Genomic DNA, 20,282 nt, shown 5'->3' with positions numbered 1-20,282 from the left:
TTTCGGCGCAAGCTACCCTTTGACCCCGGACAATTGAACCCCTTCTATGAAATGGGGCTCGGCATATAAAAACAGCAGCACCATCGGCGTCATATAAAGGACGGAAGCCGCAAACGCCACGCCCAGCGCTTCCCCGTTAATCCGGGATAAATAGACGGATAACGGCTGTTTAAACGCGTCCTGTAAAAAAATGAGCGGCTGTTCGACCATATTCCAATTGTCCGCGAACAATAAAACGACCAGCGCCGCAAGCGCGGGCTTGACGAGCGGCATCACGATGGTAAAAAATATTCGCAGTTGACCCGCTCCGTCGATCTTCGCCGCTTCCATATACGTATAAGGAATATGCAGCATAAATTGTCTGAGCAAAAACACGCCGAACGCCGCAAAAATTCCCGGCAGTATAATCGCGGCCTGGCTGTTCATAAGCCCCAAGCGATCGGCAATAATATAATTGGGCACGAGCGTAACCTGAAACGGCATCAGCATCGTCATAAGATAGACAAGAAACAGCTTGTCCCGCCCCCGGAATTTCAGCTTCGCAAAAGCATACGCGGCCAGCGAAGCGACTGCGACCTGCCCGGCAATGATCGGAACGACCAGCAGCACGGAGTTCCAGAACATGAGCAGAAACTGCGGCGTGTCAACCAGCACCTTGGCATATTGCTCCCAGGACACCCAATCGGGAAGCAATTTCAAGTTGACGAACAAGCCGGAATCGGAACCGATCTGACCGATCGCGCCGTAGTTCGTGGAAATTTCCTGCTCGGTCATCAGCGAATTCGTCACCGTCAGTATAATCGGAGCGAGCAGCAGCAGAGCTATACCGGCAAGGAAGAACGTCGCAAGCGCCTTCCTGGCCGTGTCGGTTTGGATCATGACGACACCTTCCTTATCCTTATTCCATAAAGCTGCGAAACCGCTTCTCTACGGCAAACAGCGCGATGACCAGCGCCAGTATGCAGACGGCCATCAGCGTCGCGGCGGCAGTCAGCTTCTGAATATCGAGCGACATAAACATGTTGTTCATATAATGCTGCAGCATATAAATGCTGTCGTGCGGATAGTCGCCGGCGATCAAGTACGTTTCCCGGAACACTTTGAACGAATTGACGATCGACATCAGCACGACGAAGAAGGTCGTCGGGAGTAAGTAGACGAGCGTGATGCCGGTAAACTTGCGCACCGCTCCGGCCCCTTCGACATCGGCGGTTTCGTAGTAATCGCGCGGAATGTTTTGCAGTCCGGCCAAAAACAAGACGATGTTGTAGCCGATGTTTTTCCAAACATAGACGAAAATGACGACGACTCTGGCCCAATCGGTCTTCATCCAATCGACCCGGCTCCAGCCGAAAGCGTGCAGCATCGCGTTGAGGGTTCCGTTCCAGTCGAACAAGATTTGCCAGATCAAAATGATCGAGGCGACCGGAACGACCAGCGGCATGACGAAGGCCGTACGCAGCCAATTACGCAAATAAGCGCTCCGGTTCAGCAGCATGGCGATGAAGAGCGAAGCCGCGATCATAAGCGGAACGCTGATGACGGTAAACCGGAACGTATTGCCCGCAGCTTTGCGAAACGATGAACTGGCCAGCAGCTCCTGATAATTGGCGAATCCGGCAAAGCTGCCGTCTACGGAAGAGCTCTGAAACGAATAAGCTGCTCCCATACCGAACGGGATCAAATAAAACAGTGAAAATCCGATCAGGCTCGGCAGCAGGAACAGCCATGCGGAAGCCGAGTCCCTGCGCATCCATCGCCGAAATCTCATGGCTCTCACCCCCGTTCTTGTAATCTAAGCGCCGCAGTTTCCCGCCGCTCTTTCATCATAAAGGCCGTATGTGGAGTTTCTGTGGAGCTGGCTTGTGGATTTTGCGGAGAGCGGCCGTTTCCGTCAAACGCAAAAAAAGAGAAGACCCTCTCACAGGTCTTCTCTCGGAAACCGGATCGTAAATAAAATGCCGCCGTCCGCATTCGTTACGGCATAGGACGCCCGGTGCGCCTCCAGTATTTGCTTCACAATATACAGGCCGAGCCCGCTTCCTCCGGTGCCGCGGTTTCTCGATCTCTCGATCCGGTGAAACGGCTGGAAAATTTCCTCCAGCTGATCCTCCGCAATAGCGGTCCCTGCATTCCATACCTGCAGCATGACGTGCCGCGGGTCGCTCTCCGTCCGAATCTTCACTTGTTCGCCGGCGGGAGAATATTGAATCGCGTTCCGAATTACATTCGTGACCGCCTTCTGCAGCAAATTGCGGTCCGCCCGAATCTTCGGCGAACCGGCCGTCTCCGAGACGATTGTAATCCGCTTGTCGGCGGCCATATAGTCGAGCCGGCGCAAGCTGTCCCGGACGACATCGGACAGATCGACCGTCTCCCATTCGGGCCGAAAGTCGGAACTTTCCATTCTCGAGCTGTCCAGCAGCTCCTGCACCAGCTTCTGCATATCCATCATCACTTCATGCGAGCGGTGCAAATACTTATCCCTGTCCTGAAAAGCCCCGATACGGTGAATCATGCCTTCCAGCTGCCCCGTCACCGTCGTAATCGGCGTCTTCAGTTCATGGGAAATCGTCGCGATCCATTCTTTTCTCTTCTCTTCGAGCTGCCGCACCTTATGAATTTCGGTATTCAGCTGGGCATTGGCCTGCCGCAGCCCCTCCATCGCATCCTGCAAATTCTGGGACAGCCGGTTCAAGCTCCGGGACAGCTCGCCGATCTCATCCTCGGAATGAATCTGCAGAGCGCCCGTAAAATCCAGATTCGCCATGCTCTTCGCCGCCCTGTTCATATTCAGCAGCGGCCTTGTGAGCCATCTCGAATAAACGGCCGCTCCCGCAATCGAGACAAGCAGCACCAGCAGCAAGACATCAGGCGCGAAAAGAAGGATCGCCCGGGAAGCTTCGTCAATAGGCTGCAGCGTGGCGTTTACCATCAACGTGTACCTGGCGTCTTGGAAGGAGATTGGTTTACTTACGGCGTACATATTCTCTATAGGGGTATCCAATTGAATTTTTCTTAAAGGCATATTTTGCATGCCTTGTGCATCTTCCGATGCCGCCTCATCATGCCGGACGAATACGGACGGCACATAAACGAGGCGTCCGTTCTCATCCTGGACTCCCATCCAGACGTTATGCTCCTGCGTAAACAAGTCCAGCTGCCGCTGCGCTTCGTGAAAAGTCTCATGCTCCGATAGCCGGATCAGCTCGTCCAGCGCTTCATTCAACGTTTTGATTTTGTATTGATGATAATACCCGGGCAGCAGGAAATAAAATAAAATGAAGATGACGACGGTGCTGCCGATCAGCAAGCCGCTGGTGAACAAAGACGTTTTGAACGTGATCCCTTTGCTTTTCCGTCTAAGTCTGTTCATCGAACTTGTACCCTATCCCTTTAACGGTTTGAATATAAGGAACGCCGAGCTTCTTTCGCAAATTTTTGACATGGGTATCGACGATCCGCGCATCCCCGTAATAGTCATACCCCCACGCATGATCCAGCAAAGCTTCTCGGGAGACGGCGCGCCCCCGGTTGTCCAGCAAATAAACGAGAATCGCGAATTCCTTGACCGTCAGCTCGATTTTATTGCCGCCGACCGTGACGATAAAGCCCTCCTTATCTACGGCCAGCTCTTTAAATTTGACCATGCTTGAGTCCGAGTCGGCCTTCGCCCTTCGAAGCACCGCCTCGACCCGTTTGATCAAAATGTTGAAGGAAAACGGCTTTGTGATGTAATCGTCGATTCCGAGCTCGAAGCCTTTGATCTGAGCGGCCTCGTCGTCGAGCGCCGTCAGCATGACAATCGGCAGGGACGAGGATTGGCCGCGGATCATTTTGCAGACGTTGTACCCGTCCAAATTCGGCATCATCACATCGAGCAGCACGAGATCGTAGCTGTTGTCCTTAAACATCCTGATCCCGTTAACGCCGTCGTCCGCCGCATCCACCTCATAGTTTTGCGCGCTTAAAAATTCGCGGAGCAGCTCCTGAATATCCGCATCGTCTTCAATTACCAAAATTTTGACCATACCAAACAGCCACCTTATAAAAATCCATGATTAGTTATTCATGAACCATTATACATACTAACTAAAAACATGGCGAATTACTGCGGACATGTCAACGATTTTGTTCATCCGGCCGCTGCGGAGCGTTTTTCATTTTCCCGGGCGTTTTTAAATAAATGCTGTTCAAAATTTTCACATCGGCGGTAATTTCATGCTTCAACTGCGGGAACCATACCAGCTTCCAGTCCTTCAGCTGCTCCTCCGTCATGCGGCTCCGGAAATATTTGCCGACGCCGAGCGAATCCGCCTTCTCTTCCTGCAATTTGCCAATTAATTTTCTCCCGCGCATTTCTACCAGATCTTTAAGCTTTTGGGAAATATCCGCCTCGGCTTCATGCTGCTTATTCTCGGAGATGACCACGTTCAGACGAATATGGCTGTTCATTTGCGGGCCTGAAGCGGCCCATGCGATTTGGTTGCGGATCGTCGCTTTTTTGATAAGGACGCTGGCTTGATCCGAAACCTCGATCGTGCCTCCCGTATATTTTTCTTGGAATATATTGTAGATCATCGTTTCATCGGAAGAAATTTCGCCGACAATCTTATCCTTGCGCAAAATGGCGGAGCCTTCGAACTTGTAGAGGGTGTCCGTTCCTTTGCTCAATATGGGAATGGCCATATCCTCCGTGTACGATTTCATGTCGCGGTAGGCTTCCCACAAGCGAAAAATCGTATTATTCGGCGTCCATCCGGCCTGCTCGCTGAAAAAATCATAGGACGAAAGCTCCGGATTCGCCTGCACATGATGATACATCAGCTGCTCGAAGTTGCCTCGGACGATGCCGAGCAGACCTTTGATCGAAATATCGTTAGCCTGCACGGCGTAATCGATAATATCGTTGATATTGCTCTTGGCCGTTTTTTCACAAATCAAAAACAGCCGGATATGCAGCAGATCGATGCTTTTCTCCGCTTTGGAACGAATATGGTCTATCGCTTTATTGATCGTGGCCGAGCTGCTCTCCAAATATTGCGAGCCTTTCTTCTCGGGACTCGGGATTTGCAGAATGATCCGGTACGTTTGATCCGGGTTTTTGCATATCCCCATCACGACGGGCATCAGTCTTTTATTGATATCCTTCGTGTCCCAACAGCCGGTAAGCACTCCCGCCATACCGAACCATAGCAGCGCCGCGCAAAGCAATGAACGGGGGATCAAGCCGGATTCCTCCTATCGTGCAAACTCATGAGCCATACGGTAACCGGGACAACGCAGATGCTGTAGACGCAAAAGACCGAGTTCATCGTCACCAGCTGCTCCAGCGAGTCCATATTGGGAATGAAAGCGCTGAATCCGTAAGAAAGCAGCCCCAAGGCAATGACGATCCAGCCTCTGCCTACCGGCAGCAGCAGCCTTTGAATCAGCGTCGTGATCACCCACAACGAGACTGCGGATTCTACCATCGACACGCCGATCATCGAGATGACAAAAAAAGTCGGCAGCCAATCGAAGACGACCCACTCGTTATCGACCGTGTCCAGCGTCAGCACATTGGGATAGCGGAAAGACAGAATCGCTTCCGGCCCGAAAATAAGCATCGGCAAATAAACCGAAGCCAATCCGAAAATAAACAATACCGCTAACAAGTAAGAAAGCTGAAGCGGAGCCGGCTTGCTCTTCTTCGGCATCAAGCCGAGAAACAGGAACCCCGCATGAGGAAATAAGCTCGCATAGAATGCGGGTCTCTTCAAGTAACTCAGCTGCGCGTCGAACAGCGGGAAGATGTTATGGATATCCATATTCTTTACGCCGCTAACGAGTGAGAACAAGATCAGCGGCGCCACGCAGATAAATAAAGCGACGCCCCCTCTTGCTATAGCTTCAATGCCCTTCCAGGCGATGTAGCAGGGGATCGAATACAGCAGCAAAATAAACAGCGTCGGCGTCTTGGGCAGCAGCAGCACGTTAACCGACTCATACTCATAGCGGTGGATTAGGTTGAGGTCCAGAAACAGGAAGATGGCGAGCGGGACGAGCAGCACGGCCGACAGCCATTTGCCCGACTTCTGTCGGTACACGCCGATCACATCTTTGTCCGGAAATCGGGACAGCCCCTTCAAATACATCCACATGAACGCCAGCTCCGTAAGAAATCCCGTGAGGATCGGCTCCCAATGCCCTTTGGACGCCGTCTCGATGATTTTTACCGGATAGACGTAGTAGAACAAGGAAATGTGGACGATAAAAAACAGCGTCAGCAGCAGCCGTTTGCTCATTCGGATTTACCTCTTTTTACCGACAGACTTAAATAGGGTACTTCAAATGTCGTCATCGTTCCCATGTAAAAACAGAGCAGCACAATGGACGTCATCAGCCCCAATATCCCGTATAAAGCGCTGAACACGATGACGACGTATTTGTAAATGCGAATGGACACGGTGTTCATATAGGTGCCGAGAGTAAAATGGGCGATGGTCGAAGCGGCTACGACAATAATCAGAAAGTAGCTGACGAGCCGCGCCTGCACGACCGCTTGTCCGAGAATAATGCCGCCGATCATGGTGATGGTCGGACCGATGCTTTTCGGCAGCCGTATGCTTGCTTCAATGACCATTTCGATAACCAGCAGCATCAGGATCAATTCGATCAGCACGGGGTAAGGAACCCCTTCTCTGGAATTGGTGATCGATACGGCCAGCTGAATGCGCAGCAGCTCGGGGTTGACGGAGTTGAGCACGACGTACAGACCGGGCATAGAGACGGCAACGATCAGGCTGACGATGCGAATCATCCGGTACAAATACGTGAATAACCGCGGCTGGTTCTTATCGGTCTTCACGTTCCAGAAATCCGACACGATGGAAGGAAACGAGAGCGAGAACGGAAATTGATCCATCATGATGACGATGCGGCCTTCCATTAAATGATGCATGGCCGTCGAAGGCAGCTCTGAAGACACATAGGTCGGAAACGGGCAAAACCGCGGCTGCTTCAACACGCCGAGCAATCCTTGAATATCGTATACATCTGCGGATTGGCCCTCATCCAAGCATTGGCGGGCAAGCTCAACCGCCTTCGGGTCGGCCTGCCCCTCGACATAGATTAGCGCCGCATCGCGGCGAACGTCTGAACCGAGGCGGTACGTGCGGATCACCAGATCCTCGGTGTTCACCTTTTTGCGGATCAGGCTCAGGTTGGTCGTCAAATCTTCGTTGAAGGAATCAAGGGAGCTCTGTATCGGGTTCTCGGTCTGAGCTTCCGTAATGCTGCGGCTGTTCTCGATGGGAACCGGACTTACGATCAGGCAGCCGGTACCGTCTTCCGGAAGCAATACCAGCAGGCCGTCGCGGATCGATTGAACCGCTTCCTCTGGCGAACCGCAGACTCGGGTCAGATAGGACGAAGCAAGGTCTTGCATCGGGTCCGCGCCGCCATCCGGCTGCCGGGGCACATGAGTAAGGATGAGGTTCATCGTGTCGTCGTAATCGACCAGCGTCTCTAAATAACAAACCTCTGCTTTCGCTCCGCAGATGAACGCTTCCGTATAGACAAAATCGGAGGTGTTACCGAACGCGCTGCGAATCGATTGCTTCAGCCGCAAGCTGCTTGTGTTGTTCATAGTTGATCTCGCCTTTTGGTATGTTCTTAATTCGTCTGTATACATTATCCTCCATTTCGGTTGTAAATAACCGGAAAGCAGCTAATAATCCGCCCCTTCCCTTCGACTGCGGCTCTAGCTCGCGGCGGCGCTTCCATCCTGCTAACGGCCTACCGTTTGAAAATAACGGTAAATTTTGTCCAGCTTCTCCTTCTGCCTCCCGCTCTTGCTCTCCATACCGCCGAATTCAAAAAAAGTGACGTTCCGTATGCCCACATAATGAAATAGAGCCTTTTTCATCAGCGCTTTATGAGCGTTGTTCAGCCAGAACAGCGGATAATGCGCCGGGCCTTTCATTAAGGAGATGCAGACGACGGATTTCCCCTTCAGCAATCCTTCGGGCAGCAGCCCTCCCTTCTCGCGGTAGGCAAAGCCGGATGCAAACATTTTGTCGATGTATCCCATTAGCATCGCCGGCGGGCGCCCCCACCAGATCGGGTAGACGAATACGATTTTATCGGCCCATACGATTTGTTCCCGGTACTTGGCAAGATCGGGATCGGCGTGCATATCCCTCCTTCGCTTTTGCTCATGAAACACTAGGACCGGATCGAATTTCTCTTCATACAAATCGAGCGTCCGAACCTCATCGATACGGGGATTGTCAGCGCTGCCTTCAAGAACCTTGTGGAAGCTTTGATGATTCGGATGCGTATAAATGACCAGTGTGTTCATAAAACCACCTCTTTAGTTATCTTTTGATAACTAAAGCGTAGCACGCCCAATACAAGCCGCGAGCTGCGGAAATTATGCGAAAAGCGCCTATGCGAGAAAATCGCCGACGGCGAGGACCGGCGCAAGCAGCTCGTTCGTCTTGCCGAACCGGGCGAGGCTATGATGAGCGAAGCGTTCCCCTTGTGAGCGGCGCGTTCGTTCGTTGGAAGATCCGGCCAGCCGCGGCGATGCAAATTCAGGGCAGTGAACAAATCCCCCAAAAGCCATCCATGCCGCTACGCGGCACCACAGACAATGGAAATGGGGTACCAAGAGTAATTTCCAGGGTAGTGACGTGATGCTCTGAAGCTTATTCCGTCCGCATCCAGCTTCAGCTGGATCGGCGTCTAACCATTCAGCCAGGATCGTTCTATGGTTAGACATTACTTTCGGGGGAGCCCACGGATATCCACAGGATATTGCTGCGCATCATTTCCTAAACAACAAAAAAACCGGCCGGGCGGCGAAGCTATCGCCATCCAGCCGGTTTTCGTTTGTCATGCCTTCATATCGACTTAATTGTGTACCGTTCTGCCGCTCACACGGGTGTCGGAGCGTTCCTCCGCTTCTTCCCCGTACCGTTCGCGCTCGATTTGCGCCAGCGTCTTGCCCTGCGTATTCGGAGCGAAGACGATGCCGATCACGGCCGATACGACAAGGAACGCGATCATGATCATGCCTGCCGCAGCAAATCCGAGCTTCGTAATCAGCGTCGGCATAATCAGGCTCCAAACCGCGACCGCGAGCCGGGCAAAGAAAAACATAATGCCCTGCGCTCTTGCCCGGTAACGCGTCGGAAACAGCTCGCCGGCCCACAATCCGTAGAACGCTTGAGCGCCGAAGCCTGCCGCTACGCCCCACAAGAGGACGAAGACCAGCAACACAGGTATGCTCATGTTCATGAAAGTAAGCAGCAGCCAGGCGGCTATGCCCATTACGGCGGAAACCGCAAACAGCATACGGCGGTTTTTCTTATCGCCGAGCCTCATGAAGATGAAATAGCTGGCCAGCACGGTAAAGATCCACAGCACCGATTGCAGCAGGTTCGCATGATTCGCGGAGATGCCGCCGACCGTTTCGTAAATGTACGGCATGAAGAAGCCCATCGCGCCTGCGGTCAAGTTCCAGAACATATAAATGCCGAGCAGCACGAGCAGCGACTTGCGGTTCGCTTTATGCTTGAAAAATTCGGACAGCGACTGACGGGTTGCCCTGTTCTGCGTCGAACGCTCCTGCTCGCTTGCCTTCTCTTCCTTCCAAACTTTCGATTCCGACAAGCCCTGCCGGATGTACCAGGTAATAAACGCAATCACGAACAGATGCGCAAAAATAATCCGGCTGCCGAGAAGCCCCAGCGGCGCAAGTGCGACGGAGAGCAGCAGCGCGATGACAGGACCCATGGACCAGGCCAGCTGAGCCATTCCCGTATGCTTGGCGCGCTGCTCCGCCGGCGCTTCTTCGGCGATATAGGTCCAGGAAGCGGGAACGCCTGCGCCTACGGCCAGTCCGACAACAATATAGCCGATGAGCAGCATCGGGAAGTTCACCGAACACATGATGAGCAGCATCCCGATCATATAGATGATCAAATCGTACGTATAGATGAATTTGCGGCCGTATTTGTCGCACAAGTGGCCGCCGATCAGCGCGCCGATGGCCGCGCCGAGCGCGTTTGCGCTTACAGCGCCGAGCAGCCCGACGGAAAAATCGTTCAAGTGCAAATATTCCGTCCATAAGGACAGCCCGCCTGCGCCGGCGACAATGGAACCGGCTTCAATGTAGTTCGACATGGCCACCGACGCCGTGGCCTTCATTCCGGTCGTTTTTTTGCTTCCTACTCGGAAACTCATAGTGATCCTCCTCTGCGATGATGCCTTTTCCTTAAGTTTTCGTTGATACTCCTACTATAGGAAAAAGCGCCGCCGCGGCATAGATCACAAAGTTCAGGATAGGTACACGTTATTCAGAACATCACTTTCTTTCGGCAAGAAGCGCCTCTCTGTATTTGGAGGGAGACTGCCCGCTCCACTGCTTGAACAGCCTGCTGAAATATTTGGGATTCTGGTACCCTACGCTCACGCTAATGTCCTGCAGCTTCGCCCCCGGATCGCGCAGAAGCGCGGCGGCCTGTTCCATCCGCCTGCGCGTCACGTAATCGAGAATCGTCTCTCCGGTTTGCAGCTTGAAATATTGGCAAAAATAATTCGGATTCATAAACACATGGTCGGCAATCCGCCTGATGGTAATATCCCCTCCGAGATGCTCTTCGATCCATGCTTTGGCCTGCTCAACCGGATGCGAGCTGTCGCGCTCGCGCACCGATTCGATCTGCCCGGCCGACGCCACGACGAGCCGCTCCAGCTCCCGTCTCATGTCCTGCATCGTAACGACGCGCTTCACGGCATTCAGAGCTTCTTCGACCGGGAAGCAGGGCATACCGCAGCTCTCCAGGCCGACGGAGTGAATCAGAACGACGGCGCTCTGCACAGCGCGCTGAATCGCGTCCGGAAGCTGCATCCGCTCTATCGCGCCGAAGAGCGCCTTGCACAGCTCCTGCGCCTCTTCCTTCCTGCCTTGGCCGATCGCTTGCTTTAACTTGTGCTCGAGCCCGGCGATTTCATTATCGCGCTTATTCTCATGCGCTCCCCGCTCGCCCGCCGTCTGCGGCGTAAAGCGCTGATTCCCTCCGTGAAGCAGCCGGTAATGAATGAGCGATTGCGCCTCCTGCTTCGCTCCGGGGAGCAAATACAAATCTTCCAGCCAATCGCCGTGGGCGATCGAAACCGTGAAAGGCGTATACGTTTGGATCGCTTTGCGGATCGACTCCGAGACGGCTTCCGCCGCCGAATCGAGCGCGTCGGGACCGGCCGCCGCCGGACGGTACAGCAGCGACCAGAACTCGGCGCCGCTGCCGCGCCACGACCAGCCTTCGCAGACTTCGGAATCGCACCAATCCTTCCCCGATACGATCTCGTCGATCATATTCCCCAGCGCATAATAATAAGCCTGCCAGTCCTTTTCCGTATACGATCTCGTCTTCACCGGCATCGCGTCCAGGCTGATATAGAGCAGCAAATACAAACCGCGAGGAAACTCGTCGACCCAGAAGCCGAGATGGGATAAATCGCTGCCGATTTGCGCCGAAGTAATGTAGCTTAGCACCTGCTTTTGCCGGGTCTGCTTCAGCTTGCCCGCCTGTCTGGACAACTCCTTCCACTGCAGACGGCTCATCCTCTCCCGTTCCACCTTCTCCTTCACCTCGTCCAAGCGGGCGCGGAACAGCTCGCGGTCGATCGGCTTCAGCAGATAGTCTACGGCGCCTTCCCTAAGCGCGGTCTGCACATATTCAAAGTCGTCGTAGCCGGTCAGAAGCAGCGCGCTGATCGCATAGCGGCTCCTGGCCTCCTTGATCAGGGTGAGCCCGTCCATCTCCGGCATTTTAATATCCGTGATGAGCAGGTCCACCTCGCCCGGATGGCCGGACATATATTCCAAAGCCTCGATGCCGTCGGCCAGCGCGGCCGCGATCTCCCATTCCGGACCGCAGGAGCGAACCAGCCGTTCGACTCCCCGGCGGATTCGCGGCTCATCGTCGACGATCAATACTCTAATGATGCTCATCGTTATCCTTCTCCCCACTGCTGCGATGTTCAAGTTGTTGCGGTTCGTTCAGCACCGGAATCCGAAACATGACGAACGTGCCTTCTCCCGGCGCGCTGCGTATGTGCAGCCCGTACTGCGGACCCAGCAATAGCCGGATACGAGCCTGCACGTTCGTCAGCCCGAATCCGGAATCCGCCTTTTTGAGCGCATCGCCGCCGAGCTGCCGTTCCAGCTCCGCAAGCTGGTCCGCGGCAATGCCCGGCCCGTTGTCGGACACCTCGAAGGCCAGCTCCTCTCCGCTATCGGCGGCGGCAATCATCCGAATCCGAATATGCACCTCGAGCCGTCCGCGCGCTTCAAGTCCGTGCTTGATCGCATTTTCGACAATCGGCTGCAAAATGAATTTGGGCGTATACAGCCGGTTTTTTTGCTGTTCGTCCAAGCCGTCCTCCAGCGTGTAATGAAGCCGATCTTCGAAGCGGAATTGCTGAATGGTCAAGTAGTCGCGAACGTGACGAAGCTCTTCGGCCACCGTAACGAACTTCGACTGGTTTCCGACCGAGAACCGCAGCATCCGGCCGAGCATCGTAACCATATCTACCGCCGAATCGTGCAGCCCTTCCTCGACCGCCATGCCGATGGACTCCAGCGTATTGTATATAAAATGCGGATTAATCTGCGACTGCAGCGCGTACAGCTCGGCTTCCTTCTGGTTCGTTTCGATTTTGACGTTGCGGTCGATCAGCTCGTCGATCGTGCCGACCATGGAATTGAAGCTGCGCGCCAGCATCCCGACCTCGGCGCCGCCCAGCGCCTGCTCGTCCGCCTGGCGGAACCGTCCCAGCTCGGCTTCGCGCATGAAGCCGCTGAGCCGCTTTAACGGGCGGGTCACATTCATGGCGAACACAATCGAGAGTACGCTCGTCACGGCTGCAAAGCCGATGAATAAGGAAATCGTCACGTTCCTGATCAGGTCCGTTCTCTCCGTCAGCTCACGCAGCGGCACGTCGTAGCTGAGCAGCCAGGCATAGGAAGCCGACGTGCTAACGCTAATGAGCGAATCGCCTCCCCCCGCGCGGCGGATGAAGCTGCCGTTCTGCACCGGGTACTGTACGACCTCAGCGTCCGTCGATCCGATCTTCGTGCGGTCGGCATCGTATATAATTTGCCCCGCGGACGTCTGCAGCCGGATGAATTCGCCGCCGCCCGTCCCGAAATGCTGCAAAATCCGGTCCATGAACGACAGCCGGACGGCGACGAACATCGTGCCGAGAATTTTTTGATTGTCCGTGTCGTATAGCTGCTTCAAGATAAGCAAATACGGCTCCTTGTCTTCGAAGGAAAGCCCGACTTCCCACGGAAGGACAATTTTGGCCTGGCCGCGGAGCTCCAGATCCTGCCCGTAAGGAATTTGCGAATGCTCCCAATCGAACCCGGTATAAGACAATCTGGCGCTTTCGAACAACCGGTTTTTGGACAAGATGAAAACGCCCAGCACGTCGGAGTTGCCCCCTTCCAAATATGTGCGGGCCAAATAGCTGTTGACCGTAAAACGGTCCCTGTTCAAATCAGCTTGACTCTGATACGACTCGCGCCGCAAAATGGACATTACCGTGTCGGAGCTGGCGAGCTGCTCCGGCAAATGCGATAATTCATTGACATAATTGTCGAGATTGGCGGTCGCGTGCTGAAGCAGCTTCGGCAAATATTCGCCGTTCTGCTCCTCGATGGAACGGGTGTACTGCTGATAGGAGAGGAAGCCGAGTAGAGACATCGGAACGACCGTAAGGCAGAGGTAGGCGATAATCAGCTTCGTGCTCAGCCGGAAATCCCGGAATCTCCGGCTCTTCTGCGGCGGCTTCCGATCTTCCGGACGACCCTGCCGCTCGCGCTCAGAAATCATATTGACCTGCGTTCTGCTTCGTAAAATCGAGCGGTTCTCCCATAATCACCTTATCTCCGTTCACCCTGATATGGCCGACATTGTTCACCGCTTCACCGTTGTAAGGCAGCTCTCCGTCCAAATACTGCTTCGCCAAAGCGACGGTCAAGTAGCCTAGCCGTTTGGGACTCCACAGCGTCGCCATTTGCGCGGAGCCGTCTTTCAGATACGAGCCGATAAGCACCGGCGTCGATAACCCGACGACCTTGACGACGCCCGCTTGGCCGGCTTCTTTTATCGCTTGGGCCGCCGCCGGCGTCGCTATTGCGGAGTTACCGATAATGCCAGCCAGGCGGGGATGGTCCTTCAGCAGCCGGCTGGCCGCTTCATACGCCTTCTGGGGCAGATCGTCGGTCGGCGCGACTTCAACCAGCTTCATATTCGGATAAAACTGCTCCTGCTGCGTGCGAATCCATTGAATAAATTCGTTCAAACTTGCGGCGGAGAGCGACCCGGTCAACACCGCAAATTCGCCGTGATCCGGTATATGGGCGGCCATCGTGTCCATCAGATGCCTGCCCAGCGTCTCGGGATCGACCATGTTGACAAAGAACGCTCGCGATTCCGGGAACGTGTCCGAATCCCATGTGATAACTTTCACACCCTTCTCCTTCGCCTGTCTCAATACGGGATCGAGCCGTTCCGGGTCGTTCGCCGATACGGCCAGCAGATCGACGCCGCTTGCGAGCAGACTTTCGATGGCTTTCGCCTGCTGGTCGGAGTCGGCCGTCTGCGGCCCGCGGAACAGAACTTTGACGCCCAAATCGGCCGCCGCCTCCTGCGCTCCGTCGTTGGCTACGTTGAAGTAAGGATTTTCCATCGCTTTGGGCACCATGCCGATCGTATAGCTCTTCTTTTCGCCATCCGGCGGCTGCGGCGTTTCCTCCGCAGACCCGGACCCTGCCGGAGGAGGCGAATCCAGCGTATAAATCACCTCGTACTGCGGCTTCCCTCCGCCTGCCGAGCAGGCGGTCAGCACAGCGACGGCCAGCAGCAAACAGATGCTCATCCTGCGAACCATATGTTCTCCTCGTTCATTGTGAAATGATCTTTACTGACTAAGATGCCCATTCCGCCATTTTACCAGTCATTCCCTTTAATAAAAACGATCTTCACCCCGACGATTTGCCCTTGCTCGTTCGACGCGGTGTATGCCCCGTAGGCTCCGTCCCCGATCCCGGTGCGAGAGACGACGCCCCCGTCCATCACCCCGGCTTCATGGCCGCTCTCGGTAATGTCGCAGCAGGCGAGATACCAGTCGCTGTCCATCTCCTGCTGCTGCCCCGGCTTCGCCCCGGCATCGGGAATGCGGTATTTGGCGCTGTCGAAAATACCGGCTTGGCCGCTGTCAACGCCGACGATAAACTGCGTTTTCACCCAAAACAGCTCTTCTTTGTTGTCTTCGCAAGAGCTGTGGCAGGCGATGAGACGCGAGCAGGCTTCGCCCCAGTCTCTCACCTCCGTCTTGTCCACGTAAGCCGACCAAGTGCCGTTCTGTACATGGTCCAGCACGCCCATAATAATCGTATTCGTGTCGGCCTCGTAGCATGGATCGGCGACGACGAGCTCGCCCGAAGCGACTTCGAAATTCCCCAAATGAATCATCATTATTTCTCTCCCTTTTATGTATGGTTTCATTCCTATAATAATAATCGTTTCGCGCAAATCTTTTCAACCTTGTAATTACTAGGGGGAAAGTGGCCGGAGAGCAGCGGGTAGAGAATTGGAACAGTGTAAGCGGTCGCCTTGGTATACGGATTTCCCCCCGCTTCCTTCTCAGGAACGGGTACGCGCGCTCGAGCGGCCTGGAGGAGAGCGGCAGGAGATACAGCCCCCGGAATCAAGCATCGAACCGCTTCTAAGTTTAACGGACACCCGGGAGCTAAAGTCGTCGCAAACAGACATTTGTAAACGTAACGGTCGTCATGGCGCTTACATAGCTCCGAATTGTTTTCTAAGGCGGCTTTGCCAATAAATAGCTGCATCTGCGTCCGTTAGAAATTCAAAATGGTCGATAGGGTTGATATAACGGCCGCTGTGTCCGTTGCGAGTGTGCTGCGTTAGCGCTCGCCTTTACAGCGGATTTTACGAACGGTCGCCTACTGCACATGCAAAATCATCTTCCGATCGCTGTTTAGCTTCAAAGCAAATTCAGATCAATTGCGGCCGGCCTCGAAATGAATACCATACCGCAAAAAACAAACAAGCAGCCCCTTTAAGAGACTGCTTGCATGTTGCAAAAAAATGAACGGTCATTCAGAGGGGGAGGACTGACTCCCCCCTTCGGAAAATGTCTGACGATAACGGCGCCCGCCGCGATTACTTCCAGCACACGAGCAAATCGATCGGGTACCGCCCCGCGTTGCGGCCGTACAGAGCGAGCCCGCCCGCTTCGCCGCCCGGCGCTGCGCTCTCCGCGCTAAGCCGCAAGGTGAATCCGCCCTTGGCGAGGATGCTTGCTGCCAGTCTGCTCGGGATTCGCACGCGCTGTAAGTAGCCATACGAACCCGCCTCATCCAGCTTGCGGTCGTCCGATTGATAATGCCACGATAAGACGCCCCGGCTGTCGGCGGGATCGTCCGGCAAATGCAGCGTGCACACGGACTCCCCGTCCACCTGCACATCGATCAAGGACGAATGGCTCCGCTCATCGGTCATAAAGTAGGAGTTAATATTCATGCCCGGGTCCGCCTTGGCGCCGTGCATATACGAAATATCATTCGGTTTGACGGTCGTCATTTCTTTGTCTTTGCCGAGCACCGTCTTTGCTCCCGCCTCGAACAGCACTTCGATTTCGCTTACCGTCATATAGTTCGCATGCGCCGGCAAAGCGATCTCATATTGCACGAAGCCCGCCCCGCCGCCGTTCAGCTTATGACCCGCTAATGCCTGCCATTCATACTCCCATTGAGAGGCCGAGTACGAAGCCGGACGAACGCTCAGCCACTCTCCTTCGAGGGCATACACGCCGCCGGTTTGCCCGCTTTGGACGTCGAAAGTAATAAAGTTGCGCGTGATGATCGTCCCCTCCGCCGATTGCAGCGTGACAGCGAGCACGGCCGCCGCGTCTACCTGCGGCATAGTCAGGCGCAGCGCCGCCAATTGCCGCACGCCGTAGCCGCCCCATCCGACGGCCAGCTCTCCTGCCCCTGCGGACGCTCTTCCCTCGAGACTGTCGTAATACAGCTCCCACTTCAGCTGCACGGCTTGCCCGTGATAGCGATCCGAGTAGCTTGACGCCAGCAGCGGCACTTCCACGGCTTGCCCCGGGCCCACCGTCCGGCACGGAGGCGCATCGATAACGATAAAGTCGGGCGAATGCAGGTCGCGCAGGCTCATCCCCGGGCAGAACGAGCCGTAGCCGAAGTCTTTTTCCTGACGATCCATCCGGTAATACCCGTTAAATTCGTTGATCACGTCATGAAATTCGGTGAAAATAAATCCGCACATGGCATCATGACGGCGGAATTCGTTGATCATGTACCGGTAATGCCAGGCCAGGTCGCTGTCCCCGGCGCTGCCCTCGATGCCCCACACGGCGCCGCATTCGCTGTTCATCAGCGGAGCGTCGCTCTGCACGTTGCCCTCAGTATAGTTGAACGGAGAGCCCGGATACGTCTTGTCGACGACCTCCTGGATATGGTCGCGCACCGCTTGATAACCGTTGATATAAAAATGCCACGTGTTTAAATCCGATTCCACATGGTCGTAATTGCAGGGGGAATTGTCCTCAACCAGCCGCGTCGGATCTTCGCTCTTCGCCCAACGATAAACGGAGCGGACCCATTCCTGCGTTTCCGGAAGATAGCGGCGCTCACCCGTCTCGGTTTTCGTAAACAGCCCCCATGTTTCGTTGAACACGACCCAGGATATGATCGACGGATGGTTGAAATCGCGCTCGATGATTTCCCTCGCTTCCCGTTCGTAAGCCGTCCTCGCCTTCTCGTCCGGTTCACCCCAGAAGCACGGCATATCTTCCATGACCAGCATGCCCAGCTTGTCGGCCCAATACAGCTTGACCGGCTCCTCCGGCTTAATATGAATGCGTACGAAGTTAAGACCCAGGCGCTTCAACCGCCAAATTTCGTCGCGGATATAATCTTCGCTTGGGAACGTGAAATATCCGTCCGGAATGAACGATTGATCCAGCGTTCCGCTTAAGAATACAGGCTTGCCGTTTAAGGTGATCCAGCGATGACCGCGCCCGCCGAACTTCGCGCTCCCGATTTCGCGGATGCCGAAGTACGTCGCCACCCGGTCGCATCCGTTCTCCGCGGACGGGTCGCCCAGCTCCAGCGTGCCTTCATACAAATAAGGCGTTTCCGGGGTCCATAGCTTCGCCGCCTCGACTTGAAACGAAGTCCGAAACGCATTGCCGCCTTCAGCCAGCTCCAGCGTCATCCGATGCTCGACCGCTCCGTTATCGAAACGACAGCGCAGCTCCGCCTCCCCGCTGCGGTGCGCCTCGATCATCCCTTCCACCTCGACGGTCCCGTCGATCTTCGTCACGAACCGGGCGGAAGCTATATACTGCTGCGGACGCGCCTCCAGCCATACCGTCTGCCAAATGCCGCGCAGCTCGCCGTAGCCTTGTTTGCCGCGGGTTTGATACGCCTCGTCGTCATCCTGCACGCGCAGGACGATCCGGTTGTCCTCCCCCTGCTTCCATGCTTCCGTAATATCGAACTCAAAACTGCCGTATCCGCCTTCATGCGTTCCGATCTCAATCTGATTCACCCACAGCCGGCAGCGGTAATCGACCGCGCCGAACCGGAGAAATACGCGATGCTCCTTATGGCTAGGGCTCCATTTCACTCGTTTGGCGTACCAGGCTGTTCCTTTCACATCCTCACCGATGCCCGACAGCGGGCTAACCCAGGAAAAAGGAACTTGAATCTGTCTGTCAAAAGCCGGTCCGCCGGCCAAATACCATTCCTCCGTTAACCCCTCGTCCTTGCCGTCGAACATGAACTCCCAGCTGCCGTTCAAATTAAGCCAATCGTGACGCTGCCAATCCGGTCTCGGGTATTCCGGTCTCGCCGCTTGCGATTGGACAGGCTCTGCCGTTTCCATAAATGTCATTTGCCGCACCTGCTTTCTTCATTATGTAATAACGGGGATTGATCCGGCCGACGCAGTGTCATGAACGCTCATGTTAGCGCTTCCGGCAATCGTTACTTACAACATTATCCAAGGTGTTTCAATGTGTCAATGGTTTTTTACCGATTTTCGGTTTATTACAAAATATCAGTAATGAATTGGCGACTTGTCCAGCTTTTTCAGTTCCTCCGTGATTTCCCCATTCCTTTCTGTTCCGCTTGATGCCGCGTCCTCTATTCCGATCCGGTCAAAAAAATAAGCCCGCGATCCGCGCCGGGCGGATCATGGGCTTGCCTGCCGGCTTAAGCATAAATCATTCTCATCACAATATCTTGATCGTGATCGCCAAAGCCTTTGCCAAACAGATTGATTCCTCCGATATGCTCCGCATTCGGCAGATTGCCGACGCGAAAGCGGATCGATGGATGCCGGTCCAACTGAAGGTCGTTCAAGGCGACGTCCGATATTTTCACATCGTCCAGATAACTGCCCGAAGCGTCGACCTTCCATGTTTTCAGCAATCCGTACTGAGTGTGATAATCGGGAAACCAATGCGGGTTCAGTCTTCCTCTGCGGTCTCCGAAATCTCCGGGACACGTCCACGTGCCGATCAGCCGCTCGTTAATCCAGACGGTAATATCCGAAGGCCAGATATGGTCGTACTTCGGCGCCTCCGAGCATAGCTCCATGGAAAATTGCAACGAGTGGATGACGGCATTCGGTACCGTCAGCGTCGGAAAGCGATATTCGACGAAACCTTTGCGGAACCAGATCATCTGGGCGGACATCCGGTTCGGGTGAAAAAACGCGGAAGGCTCGTCGTCCGGCTTGCAGACGCCGTTATTGTTGATCATCCCGCATGTCGGATGAATGTCGCAATCCGTGAAAAATCCGACCGGCATATCGATTTGGAAGCAGTTGGGGTTGTTATAACCGGCGCTTGCGCTCAGATTCATATGAATATCGTCGAACGTGCGGGCGCATACCTTCATCGTTCCCCGCGAAGCCCGCCGAATCTCCGTCATAATAATCCCCGCCTCTTCCATAACCTTGACGTTCGAGGCGACCGTGGAAACCGGCAAACGTAGCTTTTCGGCAATATCCACGATATTTTCGTTCTGATGATGAAGCAGCTTCAATATATTTACGCGAACTTCCGAAGACAGCGCATGAGCCACTCTGATCAGCCGTTCCGGCTCGTCGATCGTCAGCTCCAGCATGAAATCACGGCTCCTCTGCGAGTTTGGATCGTCT

General features: G+C 54.7%; 15 protein-coding genes. All 15 read right to left on the bottom strand.

From position 1 onward, the window contains the following. Positions 1–12: 12 nt before the first annotated feature. Entirely contained in the window at positions 13–879 is an 867-nt protein-coding gene (locus N0M98_RS10155) for a carbohydrate ABC transporter permease (protein ID WP_249863512.1), read from the bottom strand. A 19-nt stretch (positions 880–898) separates the two neighbouring features. After that, positions 899–1,771 (bottom strand): carbohydrate ABC transporter permease, encoded by an 873-nt coding sequence (locus N0M98_RS10150; RefSeq protein WP_249863513.1) that lies wholly within the window; start codon positions 1,769–1,771, stop codon positions 899–901. A gap of 150 nt (positions 1,772–1,921) precedes the next feature. Beyond that, a complete protein-coding gene (locus tag N0M98_RS10145; RefSeq protein ID WP_249863514.1) occupies positions 1,922–3,376 on the bottom strand; it encodes a sensor histidine kinase in 1,455 nt (484 codons plus the stop codon). Continuing rightward, positions 3,363–4,031: a response regulator transcription factor gene (locus N0M98_RS10140; RefSeq protein ID WP_259617771.1), complete on the bottom strand. Its 669-nt coding sequence runs from the start codon at positions 4,029–4,031 to the stop codon at positions 3,363–3,365. Before N0M98_RS10140 ends, N0M98_RS10145 begins: the two co-directional genes overlap by 14 nt. A 91-nt stretch (positions 4,032–4,122) precedes the next feature. Beyond that, complete coding sequence (locus N0M98_RS10135; protein ID WP_259617770.1) at positions 4,123–5,229, bottom strand: Ger(x)C family spore germination protein; 1,107 nt, start codon at positions 5,227–5,229, stop codon at positions 4,123–4,125. Further along, entirely contained in the window at positions 5,226–6,287 is a 1,062-nt protein-coding gene (locus N0M98_RS10130) for a GerAB/ArcD/ProY family transporter (protein ID WP_259617769.1), read from the bottom strand. The genes N0M98_RS10135 and N0M98_RS10130 overlap by 4 nt, the downstream gene beginning before the upstream one ends. After that, the gene (locus tag N0M98_RS10125; protein ID WP_259617768.1) at positions 6,284–7,630 is read right to left on the bottom strand and encodes a spore germination protein; all 1,347 of its coding nucleotides are present in this window, start codon (positions 7,628–7,630) and stop codon (positions 6,284–6,286) included. The genes N0M98_RS10130 and N0M98_RS10125 overlap by 4 nt, the downstream gene beginning before the upstream one ends. Before the next feature lie 141 nt (positions 7,631–7,771). Beyond that, a complete protein-coding gene (locus tag N0M98_RS10120) occupies positions 7,772–8,344 on the bottom strand; it encodes an NAD(P)H-dependent oxidoreductase (protein ID WP_259617767.1) in 573 nt (190 codons plus the stop codon). A gap of 554 nt (positions 8,345–8,898) precedes the next feature. After that, positions 8,899–10,233, bottom strand: coding sequence for an MFS transporter (locus N0M98_RS10110; protein WP_259617766.1), 1,335 nt, complete (start codon positions 10,231–10,233; stop codon positions 8,899–8,901). A 121-nt stretch (positions 10,234–10,354) separates the two neighbouring features. Beyond that, on the bottom strand, positions 10,355–12,004 hold the full coding sequence (locus tag N0M98_RS10105; protein ID WP_249863521.1) for a response regulator transcription factor: 1,650 nt from the start codon (positions 12,002–12,004) through the stop codon (positions 10,355–10,357). After that, the gene (locus tag N0M98_RS10100) at positions 11,991–13,889 is read right to left on the bottom strand and encodes a cache domain-containing sensor histidine kinase (protein WP_259617765.1); all 1,899 of its coding nucleotides are present in this window, start codon (positions 13,887–13,889) and stop codon (positions 11,991–11,993) included. The genes N0M98_RS10105 and N0M98_RS10100 overlap by 14 nt, the downstream gene beginning before the upstream one ends. Beyond that, positions 13,879–14,949: an autoinducer 2 ABC transporter substrate-binding protein gene (locus tag N0M98_RS10095; protein ID WP_259617764.1), complete on the bottom strand. Its 1,071-nt coding sequence runs from the start codon at positions 14,947–14,949 to the stop codon at positions 13,879–13,881. The genes N0M98_RS10100 and N0M98_RS10095 overlap by 11 nt, the downstream gene beginning before the upstream one ends. A gap of 59 nt (positions 14,950–15,008) precedes the next feature. Then, positions 15,009–15,536, bottom strand: coding sequence for a DUF4241 domain-containing protein (locus N0M98_RS10090; protein ID WP_259617763.1), 528 nt, complete (start codon positions 15,534–15,536; stop codon positions 15,009–15,011). A 711-nt stretch (positions 15,537–16,247) separates the two neighbouring features. Then, complete coding sequence (locus N0M98_RS10085; protein WP_259617762.1) at positions 16,248–19,010, bottom strand: glycoside hydrolase family 2 protein; 2,763 nt, start codon at positions 19,008–19,010, stop codon at positions 16,248–16,250. Between the two features lie 320 nt (positions 19,011–19,330). Then, complete coding sequence (locus tag N0M98_RS10080) at positions 19,331–20,248, bottom strand: ArsR/SmtB family transcription factor (RefSeq protein ID WP_249863527.1); 918 nt, start codon at positions 20,246–20,248, stop codon at positions 19,331–19,333. Positions 20,249–20,282: the final 34 nt, after the last annotated feature.

The organism is Paenibacillus doosanensis (assembly GCF_025060755.1).
GTDB lineage: Bacteria > Bacillota > Bacilli > Paenibacillales > NBRC-103111 > Paenibacillus_S > Paenibacillus_S doosanensis.
This window is presented reverse-complemented; position numbering and strand designations above follow the sequence as displayed.